This is a genomic window from uncultured Psychrosphaera sp. (assembly GCF_947500655.1).
Taxonomy (GTDB): Bacteria; Pseudomonadota; Gammaproteobacteria; order Enterobacterales; family Alteromonadaceae; genus Psychrosphaera.
Genome location: NZ_CANMSK010000010.1, coordinates 87475 through 107561 on the forward strand (window position 1 = coordinate 87475; position 20087 = coordinate 107561).

A 20087-nucleotide genomic window follows, 5' to 3' on the forward strand; every position below is an offset into this window, starting at 1 on the left:
TTAGGGGCACTAAATAGCTAATCCGTCTTTTCTAGTTTTTGATACCAGAACGACGCGCCCAAAATAAACACACCTATCCCCATAAACAAAATAACTTTTTGCCATAACAAGGCATATTCGGCATCAATTAACGCAAGTTTCACTATACCTAAAGATATTAACCCAAAGCTAAATTTTACTGTGGTTAACCGACGATCTTTAAGGAATAAAATTAGCGCTCCGTGTACTGCAAGTACAGGGGCAATTAATAAGTCCAATCGATAATGGTTTAAGCTTTCTAGCAAAATAAGGTAAGTAACCGCCCCAATAACATGAAGAATTAATTCACTGTTTTTACCTAAAACCACATTTATTATCGACAGCTTAAACCTTTGTTCTTTTTTATATAAAGCCGCGGCTATATAGATAACAGCGATTGAAGCATAAAAAGGATTTTTGGTTATTAACAACCAAGACGCCAAAAGAGTCATACCGCTAATTAAGTAGACCACAGTCTTAATCTCTTTATCTAACGTCCAAATATTAGAAAGATTAAATAAAGCGCCCCAATAAAAAGCCGCGAAAATAAGCGGGAATAAAGCGTCATTATAAATACTTGCGAGCCAAATAGGCACAGCCACCCCAATTGCCAGCAATCCGCAATTACACACATATTGATATAAGGCGCTGGCTTTTCGTTTATTTAATTGTTGTGCTAATACATAACAGCTAATAAACAAAACTAAGGTGATCGCACTGGCTAAAATAGGTAACGTACCAAGCCCAAACACTAAAGCTACACTGGCTAAGCCAATCAATACTTTAGCTTCTAATACGATAAAATTATGTTTGATTTTTTGTGCAAAAAATACAGCAATCATAGGTGGAAACCACAATATCATTAACACATATTGGTCAAGATTTCGTAGCGCTGAGCCTAACCAACAGACTGGAATAATTAAATAAAAGGCAATTCTTGCACCCTCTGCAATTGGTACCATTTTACTGTCTGGTTGATAACGACGATAGTATTCAGCAAATAACCATAACTGCGCAATAATTAAAACTACAGCCGATTTTATCGCTAACGGAAATGCATAAAAATGATAATTATTCGTTGCGATGCCAACCTGTAAAATATACAAAATAGGCACTAATACCAATAAAGCCGAGAATATTTCAATACTGGTTTGTTTGCAGGCTTTTGCCCGTAGCAACAGCGTAAATTGAATTAAAATAACCAGAGGCGCAGTCCAAATACCAAGCCACAAATGCGCACAAGCCAAAATTAAAACACTTAACCATATTGACTCAATAAGCATTAACAGAGGTTTGATTTTTTTTATTGTCAGCTGATTAAACAATTCACTGTCATTTATAAAACGCGACCAAATACCTATGATTAATACCAAGCTTAAACATAAGGTCCAGCCATCAATAGAAGTAAGCGCAGGTACAGGAAAATAAGGTACTAATATCGCAGCGCCATATAATAATGAAAGTCCAGTAAGTGACTGACCTTGGTTGATCACACTAGGTAAAGCCAAATGGCGACCAATGTAAAGTAAAAACAAACCTTCCACCGCCCAAGCTATTCCCCAATAGGCTTGACCAATAACACTAATAATTGCAAACACGCCCCAAATTGCCGCGACCAATACCATAATGTGAGTAAGGGGGTGCCTGATTTTATAAAACACATAACTGGCGCCAATAGATACTAAACAGTTGAACGCAAAAATAACGCTGAGTGAGTCAGAAAATAATGACGTAGTTTGGATAAACAGATACAGGTTGGTTCCCACCAGTCCAGCCCAAAATAGCAGTGATTGTTTATGTGTATCATCACGGTTTATTAAACTGAGTCCAACATAAGCAAAAAAGATCAGATAGAACGCATCAATAAAAAATGCCGACAAGTTAGCGGTATCTATATTAACCACCCACTCAAGGGCGAAAAATACAAAAATCAAACTTATGTTAGCCAACCATCTTCCAACATAACGGTAACTAATCACTAAGCTGCTAATGGTGACAAATGCCAAAGACAGTAAATAGTAATTTGGTTGCTCTACGATAATATTAGATAACATTGGCATCAAAGAAATACCAATAATGCCTAAAGCCGCAACAACTTTAGTATCGAGCCACAAGGCAATCGCGTGTGATGATAGCGCAATAAACAGATACAATACGGCAACAAGCATGTAAGGAATGACGTGATAGACACTACCGGCAAAATAAACGGTGCTATAAAGTAACAATAAACCTAATGAAACAATGGCGGTTGAAAACTCATGAAACGATGTTTTCCTTTTAACCACAATCCCTAAAGTCATAACCAATAGCGCAGCGACAAACATCAATAACGACTTCGCCCCAGCTCCCATCTGATCAATTAATAGCTGCATTAAATAACCAAAGCCAGCCAGTGTAAGTCCAATACCTAATATAGTTAGAGTAAAGATCCCTAACATGCCACGCTCTTTATAAGATTGATAAATCTTAGCGACCGGTTTAAACCATTCAAACAGAGTCGACACTATTACATTAAGGAGTGCAGTAAAGTATGTGCTGAAGAACTTAGAAATAACATCTACTTTTACTGGTTCATCAGAAACTGAGGTTTTGATATTTGAACGAGTGCTCGCATCTAGAGTTGGGCGAGATAACCAAGCTGATGGAATTTTTGTCGAGCTAGCTGACGGCTGTACTTTCGCTGATGGCTCTTCTTTCGCTGACGGCTCTTTTTTATCAGAGGCCTTTGATGATCCTTGTGTAACAGAGCTTTGTATAGCTGGACCGTTTATAAGCCTGCCATCGGGACCCGTTATAAATGTCTCATTTGTATGAGCCGCATTAAACGATGCAGAAGCTATAAGTGAATTATCATCCAATAAAGGATCTTGGGTGGTAGATGGGTTGGACAACTCATTGATCTTATTTTCAAGGCGATCAATGCGCTGTGTAAACTCGGCTTTTAATTGGCCAAGTTCAGACTTAAGCGTGTCTATGTCAGTTTTTGCCAAAAGTTACGTCCTAGTATTCAACAAGTTAGGCTGAGTATGCCATAAATACCCTAATAATTTCACTAGAATTGAGATTATTCAAGTGAATAATAATTCGGTCGTTACTTGTTTTAGCTTGCTCCTAATTTGACTATAACTTGATTAGAATTTTACTTAAAAAACATTAGATCATTTTATTAAGAATTAGATCCTACATTTAATATTTTATTTATTTATTTATTTATTTATTTATTTATTTATTTATTTATTTAAAACATTGCACAACATTTAAAGAACCATTGGTCATTTTAATTAAAAACCAACGGTCACATTGATTATAAAATTAACGTGAATTTAAGCTAAACCATCTAAAACACAAACTATAACGCTAAATCTTATTTAAATAGGATCTAAATTCAGGATCTTTTTCCCATTTGAAAACTATGCGTTATTCACCTTATATCACTCTACTATTAACAGCCCTTTGTACATTTGCATCTGACAATGAAATGGATATTCACCAGCTACCATAGCAGGAAGTTCAATCAACTTACTTTGCTTAAGTGATAACTCTTCACTGATTTCAAAGTCAGGAAATAACACCATGGCTCCACAAGGGCTTGTATCTTCTCTTACAAACTCAATTAATGCAGGTGTCCCTGCTTTAACTTTTATTCTAGCGGGTTGATAAATTCCGTTATTCACCACGACTTTAATTCGGTTTTCTTTGGTCGCTTCTGTCTCTGCAGGTTTGTATAACCAGAACCACCAAACAATTAATCCAATAAATAAAAATCCTACAATATTAATGATCATCATAATTGCTCTCCTAGTGATCTTTGGCTTTAAATAAGCGTAATCGGTTAGCATTACTTACAACAGTTAATGAGGAAAAGGCCATCGCCGCGCCTGCAATAACTGGGTTGAGTAGAATACCAAAAAATGGGTATAACACGCCGGCAGCAAGTGGAACGCCAGCAGCGTTGTAAATGAAAGCACCAAATAGATTCTGTTTAATATTACTCAATGTCGCTTTGCTTATAGCAATGGCATCTGCAAGCCCGTGCAAAGAGCCGCGCATTAAGGTTATATCGGCACTTTCAATTGCTACATCCGTACCTGTGCCTATGGCAAAACCAACATTTGCTAATGCCAATGCTGGTGCATCGTTAATACCATCCCCTGTCATACCAACAATTTCGCCTTGAGCTTGTAGTTCGGCTACCTTTCTAGATTTATCTTCCGGTAATACCTCAGAATACACTTGGCTAATTCCAACTTTTTTAGCAACCGCATTGGCAGTCGCACTATTATCTCCGGTGATCATCACCACTTGAATCCCACTCATTTGTAGACGTTTTATCGCCGCTATCGAGTCTTGCTTTATAGGATCAGCTACCGCAACTATCGCGACCAATTTTTTATTAATGGCAAAGTACATAGGCGTTTTTGCCTCATCTGCAAGATCTTGGGCTTGTGACACATAATCATTAAGGGCAACTTCATTTGTTAGCATCAACTTCTTATTACCAAAAAGTAAATGCTTATCATCAATATTGGCCTGCACCCCCATTCCAGTAATAGCCTGAAAGTCACTTACCTCGCCTAATTCTAATTTCCGTTCAACGGCTGAATCAACAATGGCCTGTGCCAAAGGATGTTCAGAGCCTTTTTCTAAACTGGCAAGTGTGGTTAAGATTTGATTTTCAGTGTAACTATCATCTGCAATAACAACATCCGTTACCTTAGGTGCGCCTTCTGTAATGGTGCCGGTTTTATCCAGTATCATAGATGTAATTTTAGAGGCCGTTTGTAATGCTTCACCATTACGAATAAGCACGCCCGCTTCAGCCGCTTTACCAATACCAACCATAACGGACATAGGTGTTGCTAACCCCAATGCACATGGGCAAGCAATAATTAATACTGTTGTTGCCGATATTACAGCAAATGCCACGGTAGGATCTGGCCCCCAATTAAGCCAAATTAACGCACTGGCAATCGAGATGATCATAATAGTAGGCACAAAATACGCGGCTATCACATCCGCTAAGCGGCCAATAGGCGGTTTGGAATTTTGCGCACGCTTCACCATATTAATGATTTGAGCTAAAGCCGTGTCTTTACCTATGTGAGTCGCTTTAAATAAAATAGAGCCTGACTTATTTAATGTTCCAGCAACCACCTTATCTCCCGTTACTTTTTCAACGGGCATAGGCTCTCCAGTTAACATTGACTCATCAATGGTGGAATGCCCTTGCATGACAATGCCATCTACTGGAATTTTTCCACCTGGGCGAATTCGAACAATATCGTTAAGTAAAACCTGCTCAATGGCGATATCAATTTCTTTATTGTCACGTACCACTCGCGCGGTTTTTTCTTGTAAACCAATCAAACGCTTAATCGCTTCGCTAGTTCGGCCTTTGGCTTTTACTTCCAGTGCTAGGCCCAAATTAATTAAACCTATGATCATTGCCGTTGCTTCAAAATACACATGGCGAGCCATTTCTGGTAAAGCCATCGGAAATAGCACAACTATCATGGAATAAAGCCAAGCGGTTCCTGTACCTAAGGCAATTAACGTATCCATATTCGCGTTATGGTTAACTAGTGACTTCCAAGCACCGACATAAAAATGCTTACCTGAAAAATACATAATACCGGCACATAACACACCAATGAATAACCAGACCACGCGCTCAAGGTTGGTTTCAACTGTCATTGGCCCACCTAACATACCGTAAAGCATCATTGGAATACCAAGGCCTAATGCAATCCACACCTTATTCATTAAACCTGAATAGTACTTTTGATCGGCTATTTCTTTTTCATCTAATAATTCGTCATCACTGGCGTCATTCGTACTTTTTGCTTTATAGCCTACAGCTTCAATCGCCTTAATAAGCACATCAGTAGCGACTGAACCATCAACAGAAACCGTTTGTAGTGCCAAATTCATTTCTGCACGGTTAACGCCATTAATATTCTTTAACGCGGTTTCAATTTTGCCGACACAACTTGCACAGCTAGCCCCTTCTATCACTAACTCTGTGGTGTCTTGCTTATTTGTTTTCATGCATTTCTCCATTGTTATCAGTTTCAGTCAGATTTGCTTTTGTACTCTTCAATGTTTCGGTTAAAGACTTAGCTGGGTTGATTTCTGACTGTATTGCCGAGAACGAGTCCATTAAGTGGCAGATACTTTGGCTAGTTGGGGTTTTATCCGGTAAATGATCCCACTCACCAATGGCTTGTTTCATTAACTTCATCAGAGCCTGAGCATCCAGAAATTGTTGCTCAACTTCAACCAGACGTTGTTTAATAATATCTCTGACTAATTTACAGCCTGTATGATTGTTGTCAGTTTCGTGGAAAATATTGGTAATGTCTTTGACTGAAAAGCCTAAATGTCGAGCCGTAAGAATAAATGACAAACGCTGCTGTTGCTGTGCGTTATAAAACATATAACCGTTAAGCTGGCTTTTTTGTGGATGAAGTAGTCCAATTTTAGTGTAATACCTCACAGTATCAGCCGTTGTGTTTAACGCTTTGGCTAAATTACTCACTTTCATTTTCGACTCCTGTTTTATACTGCTTTTTTAGACTGTATTTAACATCTGGACTTAAGCATAAACCTAAGTGTAACACCTAGGTCAACACTTGATTTTAACTTTTATTATTGGTGTGGGGAATTAGGACTTAGACAAAAACAAAAAAAGCCGATTAACGTTAATTAATCGGCTTTTGTGGACTCAAATGTAGTCAACTGAAGCTAAGTATGCACTTAAATGTAGCTCACTTAATATTTGAGTCTAAATTTAATCTAGCTTATTTCGCATCAATTACTTTTTGATAGTATTCTTCTTTTGCAATTTCCACACACTCTTCAAGTGTTTCTTTACTTGATGTGCTTTCTTTACATTTTTTATAGTCAGCATCGGCTCTTAATTCATAAATGCGGTATGCGGTATGAATTTTTTTTCCAGCTTTCATCGCACAATCAGTCGCACTCTGTTTACTGTCTTTATCAGTTTCAGGTAAAGCTGCAATACACTGCTTTGTAAGCGCTTCGCTATACTTAGCGGTAGAAGATCCAGAGTCAGTTGCACTACAACCAGCAAGAGCTGATAACAACAATAAAACACTTACTTTTTTCATACTAATTAATTCCTATTGATTATAATTTGTGTAATCGCCTTTTAGCTGCCAAAAGCCTAGTCGGGAGATTGAAATCTAGCAAGGTTAAACCTGACTTTATTTGCATTTAGTTCAATTTTTATTCCATAAATTCAATTAATTACAAAGTAAATCTGAAATACATTATTTATAACAACAGTACCTTGAATTACATATCAGCTAGAGCCATATATAAAAGTAATTACCAAAAGTATTTAGAGGCGCTATTTTGTTATCAAACATTCCTTTCTCATTATTAGAACTTGCCCCAATGCAACAAGGCGCAACGGTTTCTGAAACATTAAATAGAAGTACTCAATACGCACAAAAAGCAGATGAGCTAGGATTTAACCGATTCTGGTTAGCTGAACATCACAATATGGAAGGCATTGTATGCGCCGCCACGTCCATTTTAATTGGTCATATTGCAGGGAAAACTAAACGTATTCGAGTTGGTTCTGGTGGCATCATGTTACCCAATCACTCGACGTTAGTAGTTGCTGAGCAATTTGGAACATTAGAAAGTTTATATCCAAACCGAATCGACTTAGGCTTAGGACGAGCACCGGGTAGCGACCAAGTAACTAGCCATGCATTAAACAGCGACATGCGCCGCGCCGAACGATTCCCAGAAGAAGTTAGTGAATTACAAAAACTGTTAGGCCCTTATGACGGCACACATCCAGTACGAGCTATACCTGGAGAAAACACCAATGTGCCTATTTGGTTATTAGGATCAAGTTTATTTAGCGCACAATTGGCTGCAGAAAAAGGCTTACCATATGTATTTGCTGGGCACTTTGCGCCGCACTTTTTACAAGATGCGGTAGCTCTATATAGACGCGAGTTTAAACCGTCAGCTACACTTGCCAAACCATACTTTATGCTCGCCTTGCCGGTTGTGGCCGCAGACACGGACGAAGAAGCTCAATACTTATCCACGACATCAAAACAAAGAGTATTAGCACTTATGCGAGGCCAAGCATTATGGTTACAACCGCCTGTTGAAAGTATGGATGGAAAATGGAGCCCACAAGAAAAAGCTCAAGTTGATAACTTTTTAGCCTTAAGTGTGATTGGAAGCCCAACGACAATTAAGCAAAAGTTAGAAACGGTAGTAAATGATCTTGGTGTGGACGAGTTTATATTCACCAATGATTTATACGACAGTGAAAAACGCCATCACGCATTAGAGATACTAATGTCCGTAAAATCGTAAATTTGAATGATCTTAAGAAAAATATTCTTAAGACGAAGCTTCTTAAGCCCTTGTTTAATAAACAAGGGCTTAGCTAAATTTGTTCCCAATACTCCTTGGACGCCATTTCCACCAATCGGCTTTTGGTACGCTCAAATTCAAACATTAACGTACCACTATTATAAAGCTCACTTTGTGGCACATAAGCGCTAATAACTAGATTAACATTACCGTCATAACATTCATCCACCAGCGCGATAAATCGTCTAGCGGCATCATCCATTGGCGCTAAGACTACCTCGCGTTCACCCGTTGTAGCCGATGAAATATTAATGTTAGACCCATTATCTTCTGTGCCTCTAGCTTTAATTCGTTCATAAGACTGTCCACTCATAGGCGGGACATTAAACAGTAATATAGTTGAGAACTGTTTCGCTATTTCTACATAATCAAAATGGCTGCGGGCACCTTGGCATAACTCACCAAATTCAAAACAAATAGCGTGAACTTTAGCCTCATCGTCTTCTGGCTTAGTTATCGCAACGTAGTTTATCTGCCTACCTAAAACAGTGATTTGATTGTCAGTCGTGTTAAGCGGATCTTGCTCATTAGGTTTTTCTACTTTGCGGCTCACAGCTTTTAAATCCGATCCATTTAAGTAAAAGCGAGTTAATAAGTCCTGATGCAAAGCAATTTGTTCATACTCTGTCTTAGCTAAAACAAAATAATTTTGCTGATAGGTTAATGCGCGATGCCTGTGATCTTGCTCACCAGATAAGTGTAAGATCTGAGTATGTTGTTCTATTGCAGCAATAGCAGGTAAAAATCGCTCACGTTGCAAACCATTTTTATAGAGTTCTTGCGGCACACAATTACTGGTGCAAATGACAACCACATTTAACTCAAACAAATACTGTAGTAAATTCCCCAACAACATGGCATCACCAATGTCAGAAACAAAAAATTCGTCAAAACATAACACCTTATATTGTTTAGCAAATTGTTCGGCTATCAGTTTTAATGGGTTCTGTTTAGCGCTGGGCTTCTTACTACTGAGCTTTACGCTGCTTAGCCTGTTCAGCTGAGTGTGTACATCTTGCATAAAATGATGAAAATGCTGGCGCTTACCTATTTTTGCATCAAACGAACTTGATAGACTATTAACAAACAAGTCCATTAAAAACGTTTTACCGCGCCCTACCTTGCCCCACAAATAAATGCCTTTTGGTATAGCTAACTTGTTTTCACTCTTACTTTTGCTTATAGGTTTTTTCTCAGCTGATAACAAGCTCACATACAATTGCTGTAACAACTCCACAGCCTGTTGCTGTGCAACATCAAAGCTTATTTGATTTGCACTAACTAATGCTTGGTATTGGGCAAGTGGCGATTTATTTGGCATAGTCTTTTGCATACTCTTTTTGATTAGCCTTTTTGCTTACTCTATTTTGGTCTTTTTAGTTTTTTTTGGCATAAATCGTATTGAGGTAAATTTTAGGGTTATCAATTTCCTTTAACAAAACCGCATTAGGTAAGCAGTCGTCGTCCACGTGATCAGAAAAATCCGATTGACTGTCAAACACCAAAATATCAAAGGCCAAACGGTCTAGGCCATAAATACCACGGTGGATCATATCTGCTGAAAAAACTAAAACGTCTCCAGCCGCTAATTTAATTTTTGTGCCGTTAGGTAAGTTTTCATTACTTAAGCGGCCGTTTTCTTCATTACGCACATCAAGCTCTTCTGGTGTATCCCAACGTTTATGAGTTTCTGGAATTAACTCCATACCAGGCTCATCAAACAAAGGCACACGTAAATGCATAACTTGGGTTTCGGTTATGGCTTTCTTTTGATTTTCAATATCATGATCGTACTGACAATCACGATGCCAAAAATCTTTTAACTCGCTATTTGGCGGATCAAAAAACAACTGGGTATTCATAAAAGATGCATTAACGGGTATCACAGTATCTATTAACGTCATCATTTTAGGAGAGCTAATAAAGTTAAACAGCTTTACTCTGTTGTCGTCGGTTAAATACTCACTACCAGTGATTAAAGAGGAATTAAACGCCACCTCCTTATAAAACTCTAAATTGTCAGACTTCCAAGCATTATGAAAAGTTAAAATGACTTCCCTTAACGCCGCCATTTCTGCTGCACTAAAATAATCTCGCACCACAAAATAGCCAAGCTCATCGTACTGGCTTTTTAACTGCTGTGGTTTTAGCTGCTGTGGTTTTAGGTGATTAGTTGAAGGAGAGTTATCGGACATGTGTGGCATTAACTGATTTAACCTGTTTACTAATATAAGTTCTAATAATTTAAACTTTGCTAATTTAAACTTTGATAATTTAAGCTCTGTGCGCATTCTAGCAATTTATAGACAGATTGAGTATCTACCTATTAAATGCTTGCAAATGGAAGACTCACCTATTAAAGATTCACAGAGCATGAATTCATAAGGTATACTTTTAACTCGCCTTACTTAGTGATCCTAGGTGTTAGTTATTACAAGTCATCAACCTAGAGTAAATACCATCGACCAATTATTTCCCACTGTTGCCGTTTCAAACCTGCAACTTAAAATTGCTACATTCAACTTGTTTAATTATTTAGAACCACCTTATGCTTATTATGAATTTGAGCGTATTTACAGTGCAGAACAATGGCGCAAAAAACAAAAATGGATCTGTGACTATTTAACCGAGCATGAGCCAGACATTATTGGTTTTCAAGAAGTATTTAGCCCAGAGTCTCTGCAAGCATTGGTTAAAAGCCAAGGTTACCCGTATTTTGCAGTAATCGACTCTCCAGAGGTTATTGACGACTTTATTTACCGAAGCCCAGTTGTTGCCATTGCATCACGTTATCCGATTGTAGAAGCCGTTGCAGTAACACCAAATACTGAGCTGATGGAAACCTTAGCGATAGACAAAGACTTCTCCTTTAGCCGTAACGTTCTCAGAGCAACAATAGACGCACCGCACATAGGTAATTGTGACTGTTACGTTGTGCACTTTAAATCTAAACGTTCAATGATTGAATTTGATGATAAAAACTCAGATCTCGCGCCAGAAAAAAATATAATCGAAAGCTTAAAAGCACAAGTTGCCGGTAGTTGGGGCTCAACGGTACAACGCGGTAATGAAGCAAGCTTGTTAATGATTGCTATGATTGAGCGACGAGAAGCCACAAACAATCCCATGGTATTAATGGGTGACTTTAATAACACCTTACAAGATGGCGTATTAAGCCACTTACTCACCAACTCACTACGCTTTATCTCCACCTTCGACCAAGAAGCTTATCTAGCTAAATATACCTTAAATGATGCATGGGATTTATTTGAAAGCGTTATCAAAAATGAAGTAGTGGATGATCTTGTAGATGATAAAAAACCAGAAATTCAACGCACACCAACCCATTACTTTGGCGGTAGTGGCTCAGTATTAGATTACATATTATTATCCTGTGAGTTCGACGCCAGTTATCACAGCAGTCTTTACCAAGTAAGCCATTATGAAACTTATGATAATCACCTAATCAATCCTATTTTTGAACACGACGGTGAAAGTACTGATCATGGAGTAGTTATGGTGACGTTGGCACTCAGGACATAAGTGCGGGATGTTTTTTTTAGATCTAAATCAAGAGCTAGAAATCTGAGTTGCAGATACTGACATTTACTTAATTTTAATTCTGTTTTTACTCAATAGATCTTATTTCGCCCCTCGGCGGTCATCAAGTAAACATCCCTGTATTGGTGACCGCCGAGGGGCGAAACCTTATAGTTCAGAAAAATACGATATCAAAATTAATAGATTAAATAACTGTCAAATTAAGGTGGGCTGGCTTTTTATTTTACACTGACGAGAAGCTACAACACAAAATACGTAGCTACATATTTGTACAAGTTAACAGACTTGTTAGCACTTTACGATTTTGCCAATATAAGCCAGCTTTCCTTAGCTCCACCAGTTAGTTTTTCTTCGGCTTTTTCCGCTGCTTTCTTATGGCCTAAATATACGCTCTGATATATAAGATCGCCAATCTCACTAGCTCTTAAATGCTCGGGAAGTTCATCAAATATTTTATGTTTTCCTTTAGAGTTTTTATTTGATGAAGCTAGAATTGCATGCTTCAAAATATGCCAATCTGATTCTTCGTAGCCAGAGTTGTACATTTGATTTCCCATATGAGTGCTAACGCCCGCCTAATCCGCATTTCGCTGGCGGGCTTTTTGCGTTGTTTGCTAAAAGCGTGACTGCATAGCATTGTCGCTTTAAGGCGTTTGTTATGTGTATTTTAGCTAACAAACCGTTTAAAAGTTATTGGTGTAACTAACATGAAAATAGTTATCAAAAAGCATGTTACTAGACCAATACTTTGTAATAAATTAATGCCTGAAAAAAACATTATAATAGACAAAGCCAAAATTAATATTTGAGTAAATCCAATTCTTCGTCTTTTAGTTAAATCCCCTGAGCCTTTATAGACCCATAAAAGCAAAATCGGTAATGATAATATTAAGAGAATTAAAATTGGAAATATGATTCCTGAGCCACCGTGAGTCACCACATTCTCCTATACACATAACGTCGCAAATCACCGGCTGTTACAAAGTGGTGTGGTTCTTGCGTAGCGGAAACCGCGCCGCTTTTAGCCGTCCGAGTGCATTTGCCTTGTTATGCTTTTTGTATATTTTGATAGATGTCTTCCATTACACAGTTGTTGTGATCTTGAACAATAGTCTGTGATTTGAACAGTTCATAAAGTTCAAAGATGCTGATTGCAATGATAATAATCACTCCCATTCCAGTGAAATCAGTAAACAACAGTATTACACCTGTCCAAAAAACCACAATATTCATTAGGCCACGCCCCCATTTACCTAAATAGAAATGATGCAGTCCAGCAATGAATATATAGTTAAGAGTTGCATATGTATCTGGATCTTTCAGCTTCTTTTCCGATTCTTTAAAAAACGCCAGCCTTCTGTCGTCTGGTAATTCTCTGACTAATTTCCGAATCTTTTCTTCTTTTTCTTGAACTTCTTCTTTAGATGACATTTTCATTTCCCATTCATTCTGAACAGAGACATCTCCCTGTCAGAATTGGTTTCATTAGCGACCTAACGTAATAATCACGGCTTCGCGTTTCCAGAATAGCAAAAAACGCTTTTGCTCTATTATTTGGAAAGCTAATGTCCAGCCGTCAGCGGCCTCTTTGTTGAGAGCTATTTCCATCTTCTTTACTGGTATGCCTGATGCTCCTAGAAATATCGTGCCTAAACCACCTTCCACGATATGAAGAACTTTATACTCTTTGAAAGCCATTTTGCTTCCTCCTTATTTGTGCCTCATGGGTAAATATACTTCGTTCGTGAGAGGCATTTCACTTTGAAGCATAACGAGGCTGTAGAATTTCTCATTCTCAGCCAATCTTTTAAATAAAAACTACAATATTTCACATTCCTCTAAGATTCAATAACTTATTCTATTTTCAATGTCTATTACATAATTATTACATTGCCACCCACTTTAAATTAAATCACTAGACTTTGTAAAATTAAAATAAACTTATGCACTTTCTGACGTTATTATCTTAGTGCTTTAGTCTAAATTAGCGGTCTAAACTGAAAATTTCAGATGTACTTACGTTTTGGTTGAATGCCGGGCACCTAACGATTTCAGAGCATTCTGATGTGGTTTATGTCGTTGTTTTTTCAATTGTAGATTTATTAAGCCAGCAACCTTCTGCAACTCGATAAGTTTGGTCGTCGTTTTAGTTGTAAGTTCTCACTGAAGTTTTGCAATACATGCTCATTACCTACTGCACCATGGAATACTTTGGTGAATTGCTTGGTCATAATTAACCAATTGTCAGGCTCTATGTTTAGCCTATCCAGTAGAGTCGGTAAGTTGTTGTCTATATGTCCTGCTTTGTCTTCTCTTATGCAACGTCCTGTCATCTCTACTAATTCTATGTATTCTTTTAATTCAAATGGAATACCATTAAGTCTGTCTTTTCTTGGGTTACCAACGAATGGTTTTAATGTGTTTGGTTGGGTTTGATTAACTGCATGATGAATGCGTTGTTTTATGCTGGTGTAGCTTGAGGTTTCTGGTGTGGTTGCCATTTTTGCTCTTATTGGGTTTAAATCGACATATGCCATGCAGGCAAGTAAAGCGGGCTCATCTAACAAGGCTTGGCATTTGAAACGTCCTTCCCAGAACCTCCCTGTGCAGTTATCTTCTTTATTGGCTTGTCTTGCTATACCTTCATTTAACACACGCATAAACCAACTTATGTCCATTAGACGCTTTCTGTAAATAACCGTAGTTTGCTCTATGGCTAGAAGCTCTGATTTACTTAACGTATCAAGTTCATTTTCTGCCAAAGATAGGTACTTTTTTGTCAGTAATGTGCCTTTAAATACTTTATGCCATCTTTTTAATACTTCAGTTGTATTCCAACTAAGTGCTTGTTGTACATTCACATGTAATACAAGGTGAGTGTGGTTGCTCATGACGGCATAAGCACAGGCTTCAATAGAAATTAAAGTGGGTGGCCTTGTTATTCTTCTATATTTTATTTGATCACATACTCAGAGTAATTTTGATGGATTGATAAGGAAGAGTTGTGATAGTTCTTTAACCATAAAAATTTGTCTATGACTTTTTGCAATTTCTCAAGTTTTTCAGCATTTAGTCCAGTCTTCCTTGCTTCCAACTCAGTCAGTTTGTCTTCAACAGCTTTAGCATGTTTTTCAAAAAATAACTTTATATGCTGTACCGATAATAAATATTGATGTGGATTTTTCGCAACTAGTCCAGCAACCATTGGGATCCTCATATCAACTGTAGATAAATTGTATCCCAAATAATCAAGGTAATGCACTCCATCGCTATCTAGCTTAATTATATTATTTCCTCCGTACATAATTTTCGATAAGTCAGTTACGCTGTCTTTTAATTGTTTGTCCTTTAATACCTCTGGGCTGAAAGCAATTCGTGGGTAAATTGCTAAAGAACTTTCGGCTTTATAAGCACTTATCAACCCCTCACCTACAGCAAATTCATCTTTTATATAGCAGTACTTAGTCGAGATACCACCGCGAAGAAAAAGCCCTTTTTGCGAAAAGCAACTAAAGATAATTGCTTGCAATCTCATCAAAATAATGAAAAGAGCATTAGCCGAATGCATATATTTCATTTTGATTTTTTTTAAGGTCCGAACTTCTTTAGGGCTAAAAGTTATAATCAGAGAGTCTGATACAAAAGCATGTTTGACGTCATAATACTCATATAAATTAAACGCTTTATCTTTCTTATATTGTTCTTTGACTTCTGTCCGATTGGTGAAGTTTAATCCAGCTTTGTTTTCTTCCATGAACGCAATGAATTCTTTGGCTTTAGCTTCAGAATTAATAGCACCATTGATATCTCTATACCCCAACATATCAATAAATAACGTCCATTGTACTAATTTCACATTATTTCTCCGAATATAAAATATAACGCCCAAAGCATCCGCTAACTTTGTTTGTTATTTCTTATTCTCCGACTTACCTTCAACATAATTTATAAACGCAGAACAAACTACCAACATAAATTTTGCATCATGATAGTCATTATTATCTTTTTCCATTAAAGCATGACGAATCCCGCCTTCATCGGAGCTGAAACCGTACAAACTGCTAAATGCTGTTTTTAAGGCAGGATGCAACTCGATTTCACTTTCTAGCTTCTTAATCAGCTGACCAAGAGTCCCAGTCTCGACCCCAAGTATTTGTGCAACCAAACTTTCAACTGCAGAAACAGATTCTTTAATAGAATTTCGATAGTCAGGTTGATTCCTATCAGACAAAAGCTCGAGCGAACGACGAATATGCGTTGTTACCGGACCGAATTTGCTTTCCAAGGCATCTTCAATTTCTTGTATTTCTTGTTGCTCAGTAATTCTAGTTATAACTCCGTCAACGAAGCGATAAGCCGACATTTCTTTCTCAAAAAGATCGTTACAGGCTTTATAAAATGCATCCTTAAATTGATAGCGGTTATAATTGTTGGCAATAAATTCTATGAAGTCATATGCTTCATACCATTCACTCTCGAAAAAATGATGCCTGAGCTGAGATAAGACTTTACTCCAGTCATTATCAAGGTTATCTAATGGCTTCTTAAAATAATTAAACCAAAGCTTTGTACTGAGATAATAAAGCTCTTTATTGGAAGACTCTGAAATATAATAGCCGCCATGCATAGCAGATGAGTTGCTTGCGTCATCCCAGCAATAAAGTTTAAGAAGACTCCATAGTCCGCTCCTCAGAGGATCATCCATTGATTCAATTTGAATTATTTCCCTAACTGGCTTATATCCATATCTTTCAGAAAAGCTCATTCATTCTCCTTGAGAGATAACGAGGCTGTAGAATAACTCCTACAACCAAATTTAATTAAAAAGCGAGTCCCTAAAATAAACCATTTAAGGAATTAGGTAATGCATTTGGAATCCAAAAAACAGGCTGTTTTTCTTAATAAAGAGTTATTCTACGACCTTAACAGCTTGTTATAACTCATTCCATATATGTGTACTCTCTGCCTGATAGAAATGAACGGTACATGTACTAAAAGATGAAAGTGCATTTGCTTTTGTTCTTCTGTTCTCCCAAGAATTAGCGTCTCCATATATGCTTACGTATACATCTCTAATCCCACTTCGATCAACTTTATCAAAGATGTGTGTATCTGTTTCATCCATTGAATGTCCGTAAATCACAAGTGAATCACTAATTTTACCTAATTGGGTATAGCAATAATTTAAATATGGATTGTGCAATATTTTATCTAGTTTTTTGTGATGATTTGGTTCCGCAACAAAAATCGGAAAATTATTTTTATCCAAATTAGCTTTCACTTGATCGATGATGGTTTCGCCATACTCAGTATAAGTATGCTTTTTGATTACTCCTCCCTCATCGTAAAGATGAAGGCCGCCATGAAGAAAAAACACATTTTGATCAGTTTCTTCACCGGTCCATGTACGATTACCTCGAAATCCATCATCAGTTGTAAAGTTATCAGGTTCCAATTCATTCATGTTTCTAGCCCAGTACATCAGCAAGTCGTAATTTAAAGTAAAAATATTATTAAATGAATTTAAGAAGTTTCTGGCTAATTCATATTGTTCATTAGTTATATTATTTGGAACACTTGGGTGTGTATCTGCAATAGTAGTAACAAGTGTTGATTTCAGTTTTTCAGCATCAAGTTGAATACCTTCTACAAAAGCTGGATATTCATTAAATGATTGGCTGACATAGATACTAGAAATCATTGTTTGCATGACAGTTTCAAAGTCGTAAGTACCCAACTTATGAAAAATACTTTTTATTGCTTGATCTCTAGAGCCAAAATTTGCTGATGCAAGGAGGTTTTTATAATTGAAGATATTGTAATCCCAGGCTTGAGAAAAACCATTGCCCAATAAAAGACTCACCTCTTTATCCTCAATTTCTTCGAGGACTTGCGCAAATAATTTCAATTTGACTCCTTGAGTTATAACGCCCTGTTAACAGGCAAAAAATAGTTGGTTAAAATTAGCGACGAAGGAGCAAAACCAACTGTTTTTTGTCCTTGTTTAACAGCTTGTTATACATCATTGCTCGACACTTAGTTTAGTGGTGGTAATTTATTGTCACACCTTTGAGCATTTGAGTGAGCTAGAACCTTTCCTGCAGAAGTTATTGTCAGAAGTGTTGGTATGTTATCCCACCACTCTTTTAAAACCATTAAGCTTTGTCTTTTATCCCATTCAGCCATGAACGACTCGATATTTTTTTGCTTCAGAGTTCCGTCTTGAGAATAAAGATCATATACAGAGTTAATAGCTTTAATCTGCTCTTTAGTTAATTCTACAGGAACAAGAACTAATTGCCCCTCGTGTAAAACCCGTTGATGCAATGTGATAGATTCAATCTGTCTTCTATTAGAAACTATAAGCCTTTGAAAGCCAGCATTGAAACTATGGTCGGTTAGCAAATCTAGAGGTAACTGATTTGAATTTAGTATTTCAATTGCCTTTGTATAACTATCGGAATTTTTTTCAATTCCTACATCAGTGTAACCAGATAAAATTTCAGGGTAATACTGTTGAATCTTTTTTAGGCTACCAAATGAATTTAATCTTACTGCGCTCAATATATCCAGATGATCTAGCCACTCTTGGCCTACAGGTAGTTCACCATAAAGAATCTTCCCGAATAAGTCATTAAGTACATCTAATCCTTGAGTAATATTACCAGTTACTGGAAAGAAACTATTAACTGCATGGGCTACAGTTAAACCAAGTAAAGCGTCATCGGCAACTTTATCTACAATTCCCACCGCAAGGCTAATACCAGCACGAGCAATACGGTTTTCACCTTTTTGAAACCTATGAACAAGTAATTCGGATAATAAGTCGTAGTCAGCGGTTCTTTCAGTTGATGCTGCCGTTTTCTGAGCTTCAATAACTAGCAGTTGGAAACTTGGATCTGCAAAAGCCTCTAATGCACCATCGACCTGTTCCATTTTAGGCATGAGACTATTTTCGAATTCTGAAACTCTTGAGTTTGCAATTTCTAATGCTTCTTGGGTATATTCCTTTCTCAACTGCAAGTTCATTTCCTGAAAAACCTCACGTGCACGCTTTTCATCAATACCAAGTTGCATCACCATATTCTCAGCTTGGATATTCGTCGAGTTATCACCACCTTTTTGGCTCTGCCTACTCATCATCCTTTTTACCACCCAAACTTAAATTTCCACCGACTTGTATATTGGTTGAGTTATCACCACCTTTTTGAACTTGCTTGTTTCTTCGAGAAGAAATGAACCATCCGATGATCGCAATAGGTATGGCAATAGCAACCCCACTAAAAAGCCAGTCTTTATTTTCCGCAATCCATTCCATATGCACATACTCCTATGATGTATAACAATTTAATCAGAGGACGATTGCCTAAGTTTCTGACAACGCGGTTCCTCTTATTTATTTTCAACTATTAATATCAAACCTCTACAACATTTACCACACCTTTGTTACGTAACGACTCGGGTTTTTGTGATCCCCCAAGGATGGGCATTATTCCTGTTTTCTTGACTTGGTAGGAAACCCACCAACACTGTATATAAACGCAGCCATCAAGTGAGAGTGTAATGAAAACAAGATCGCCACTTTTAAACTTCTAACAAAAAGCGAACCGTCAGGTTCGTCCTGCTTTTAATCTTTGTTATTTTTCAGCTTTTTGCTCTTGCTTTTCCTCTCCATCTAAATATTCCCGAAATAAAATAAGTTTTCCAAAATATGAGACATTAATCCATGGATGGATGTAATTAGAACAACGCAGGACGCAGTTGTCGGGGACGTCGAATAAGGGATGGTGTTCAGGGACGAATGTACATCCCGTTTTTGAGGATGAAACTTAGTTTTATTGAGGATAAGAATATTGATAGGAGCGGCGCACTGTTTCATTATAAGAGCGCCTACCTTTTTGGCTGTTGAAAAAGGTATGGTCGAGTACAGGGATGTATTATTGATGGCCGCCATGGATGTACTCGCTTAGGTTGTCTATCTATTCATAAATACTAAAACTGACGACCTGCCACATCAGGGATGATGGGATGTCATCAATACAGGGATGTTTACTTGATGACCGCCGAGAGGTGAAACGGCT

17 protein-coding genes and 1 pseudogene are annotated in these 20087 nt (G+C 37.5%); 2 read left to right on the plus strand and 16 right to left on the minus strand.

All coding sequences use genetic code 11. From position 1 onward, the window contains the following. Positions 1 to 17 precede the first annotated feature (17 nt). The 5 genes from Q0940_RS10180 to Q0940_RS10200 all read right to left on the minus strand — a co-directional run bounded on the left by Q0940_RS10180 (position 18) and on the right by Q0940_RS10200 (position 7148). Positions 18 to 3008 carry a DUF2339 domain-containing protein gene (locus Q0940_RS10180; RefSeq protein WP_299267866.1) on the minus strand — a complete coding sequence of 997 codons (2991 nt, stop codon included), beginning with the start codon at positions 3006 to 3008 and terminating at the stop codon, positions 18 to 20. Positions 3009 to 3449: 441 nt separating this feature from the next. After that, positions 3450 to 3806 carry a cupredoxin domain-containing protein gene (locus Q0940_RS10185; RefSeq protein WP_299267869.1) on the minus strand — a complete coding sequence of 119 codons (357 nt, stop codon included), beginning with the start codon at positions 3804 to 3806 and terminating at the stop codon, positions 3450 to 3452. A 10-nt stretch (positions 3807 to 3816) separates the two neighbouring features. Continuing rightward, complete coding sequence (locus Q0940_RS10190; protein ID WP_299267871.1) at positions 3817 to 6078, minus strand: heavy metal translocating P-type ATPase; 2262 nt, start codon at positions 6076 to 6078, stop codon at positions 3817 to 3819. Continuing rightward, positions 6053 to 6562 (minus strand): MerR family transcriptional regulator, encoded by a 510-nt coding sequence (locus Q0940_RS10195; protein WP_299267879.1) that lies wholly within the window; start codon positions 6560 to 6562, stop codon positions 6053 to 6055. The genes Q0940_RS10190 and Q0940_RS10195 overlap by 26 nt, the downstream gene beginning before the upstream one ends. Before the next feature lie 256 nt (positions 6563 to 6818). Beyond that, positions 6819 to 7148: a hypothetical protein gene (locus tag Q0940_RS10200; RefSeq protein WP_299267882.1), complete on the minus strand. Its 330-nt coding sequence runs from the start codon at positions 7146 to 7148 to the stop codon at positions 6819 to 6821. A 247-nt stretch (positions 7149 to 7395) separates the two neighbouring features. Here Q0940_RS10200 and Q0940_RS10205 point away from each other — a divergent pair, with 247 nt between their 5' ends. Continuing rightward, positions 7396 to 8385: an LLM class flavin-dependent oxidoreductase gene (locus Q0940_RS10205; protein WP_299267885.1), complete on the plus strand. Its 990-nt coding sequence runs from the start codon at positions 7396 to 7398 to the stop codon at positions 8383 to 8385. 73 nt (positions 8386 to 8458) lie between these two features. Here Q0940_RS10205 and zapE read toward each other — a convergent pair whose 3' ends face one another. Then, positions 8459 to 9766, minus strand: a complete 1308-nt coding sequence (zapE, locus tag Q0940_RS10210; RefSeq protein ID WP_299267887.1) for a cell division protein ZapE — start codon at positions 9764 to 9766, stop codon at positions 8459 to 8461. Positions 9767 to 9821: 55 nt separating this feature from the next. Further along, the gene (locus tag Q0940_RS10215) at positions 9822 to 10640 is read right to left on the minus strand and encodes a phytanoyl-CoA dioxygenase family protein (protein ID WP_299268018.1); all 819 of its coding nucleotides are present in this window, start codon (positions 10638 to 10640) and stop codon (positions 9822 to 9824) included. Between the two features lie 265 nt (positions 10641 to 10905). Between Q0940_RS10215 and Q0940_RS10220 the strand changes: the two genes are divergently transcribed. Beyond that, positions 10906 to 11988 (plus strand): endonuclease/exonuclease/phosphatase family protein, encoded by a 1083-nt coding sequence (locus tag Q0940_RS10220; protein WP_299268021.1) that lies wholly within the window; start codon positions 10906 to 10908, stop codon positions 11986 to 11988. A 314-nt stretch (positions 11989 to 12302) separates the two neighbouring features. Here Q0940_RS10220 and Q0940_RS10225 read toward each other — a convergent pair whose 3' ends face one another. The 9 genes and pseudogenes from Q0940_RS10225 to Q0940_RS10265 all read right to left on the minus strand — a co-directional run bounded on the left by Q0940_RS10225 (position 12303) and on the right by Q0940_RS10265 (position 19324). After that, positions 12303 to 12551: a hypothetical protein gene (locus tag Q0940_RS10225; protein ID WP_299267890.1), complete on the minus strand. Its 249-nt coding sequence runs from the start codon at positions 12549 to 12551 to the stop codon at positions 12303 to 12305. 502 nt (positions 12552 to 13053) lie between these two features. Continuing rightward, positions 13054 to 13437 (minus strand): TM2 domain-containing protein, encoded by a 384-nt coding sequence (locus Q0940_RS10230; RefSeq protein WP_299267893.1) that lies wholly within the window; start codon positions 13435 to 13437, stop codon positions 13054 to 13056. A 54-nt stretch (positions 13438 to 13491) separates the two neighbouring features. Continuing rightward, positions 13492 to 13704: a DUF4177 domain-containing protein gene (locus tag Q0940_RS10235; protein ID WP_299267901.1), complete on the minus strand. Its 213-nt coding sequence runs from the start codon at positions 13702 to 13704 to the stop codon at positions 13492 to 13494. Between the two features lie 404 nt (positions 13705 to 14108). Next, positions 14109 to 14918 (minus strand): annotated as a pseudogene (locus tag Q0940_RS10240) (transposase); the annotation flags it as partial. A gap of 41 nt (positions 14919 to 14959) precedes the next feature. Then, positions 14960 to 15862: a hypothetical protein gene (locus Q0940_RS10245; protein ID WP_299267906.1), complete on the minus strand. Its 903-nt coding sequence runs from the start codon at positions 15860 to 15862 to the stop codon at positions 14960 to 14962. A gap of 54 nt (positions 15863 to 15916) precedes the next feature. Then, positions 15917 to 16771, minus strand: coding sequence for an AbiJ-NTD4 domain-containing protein (locus Q0940_RS10250; protein WP_299267908.1), 855 nt, complete (start codon positions 16769 to 16771; stop codon positions 15917 to 15919). A 168-nt stretch (positions 16772 to 16939) separates the two neighbouring features. Continuing rightward, positions 16940 to 17914, minus strand: a complete 975-nt coding sequence (locus Q0940_RS10255) for a DUF4917 family protein (protein WP_299267911.1) — start codon at positions 17912 to 17914, stop codon at positions 16940 to 16942. A gap of 128 nt (positions 17915 to 18042) precedes the next feature. Then, positions 18043 to 19149 carry an LPO_1073/Vpar_1526 family protein gene (locus tag Q0940_RS10260; RefSeq protein WP_299267951.1) on the minus strand — a complete coding sequence of 369 codons (1107 nt, stop codon included), beginning with the start codon at positions 19147 to 19149 and terminating at the stop codon, positions 18043 to 18045. Continuing rightward, entirely contained in the window at positions 19139 to 19324 is a 186-nt protein-coding gene (locus Q0940_RS10265) for a hypothetical protein (protein WP_299267955.1), read from the minus strand. The genes Q0940_RS10260 and Q0940_RS10265 overlap by 11 nt, the downstream gene beginning before the upstream one ends. Positions 19325 to 20087: the final 763 nt, after the last annotated feature.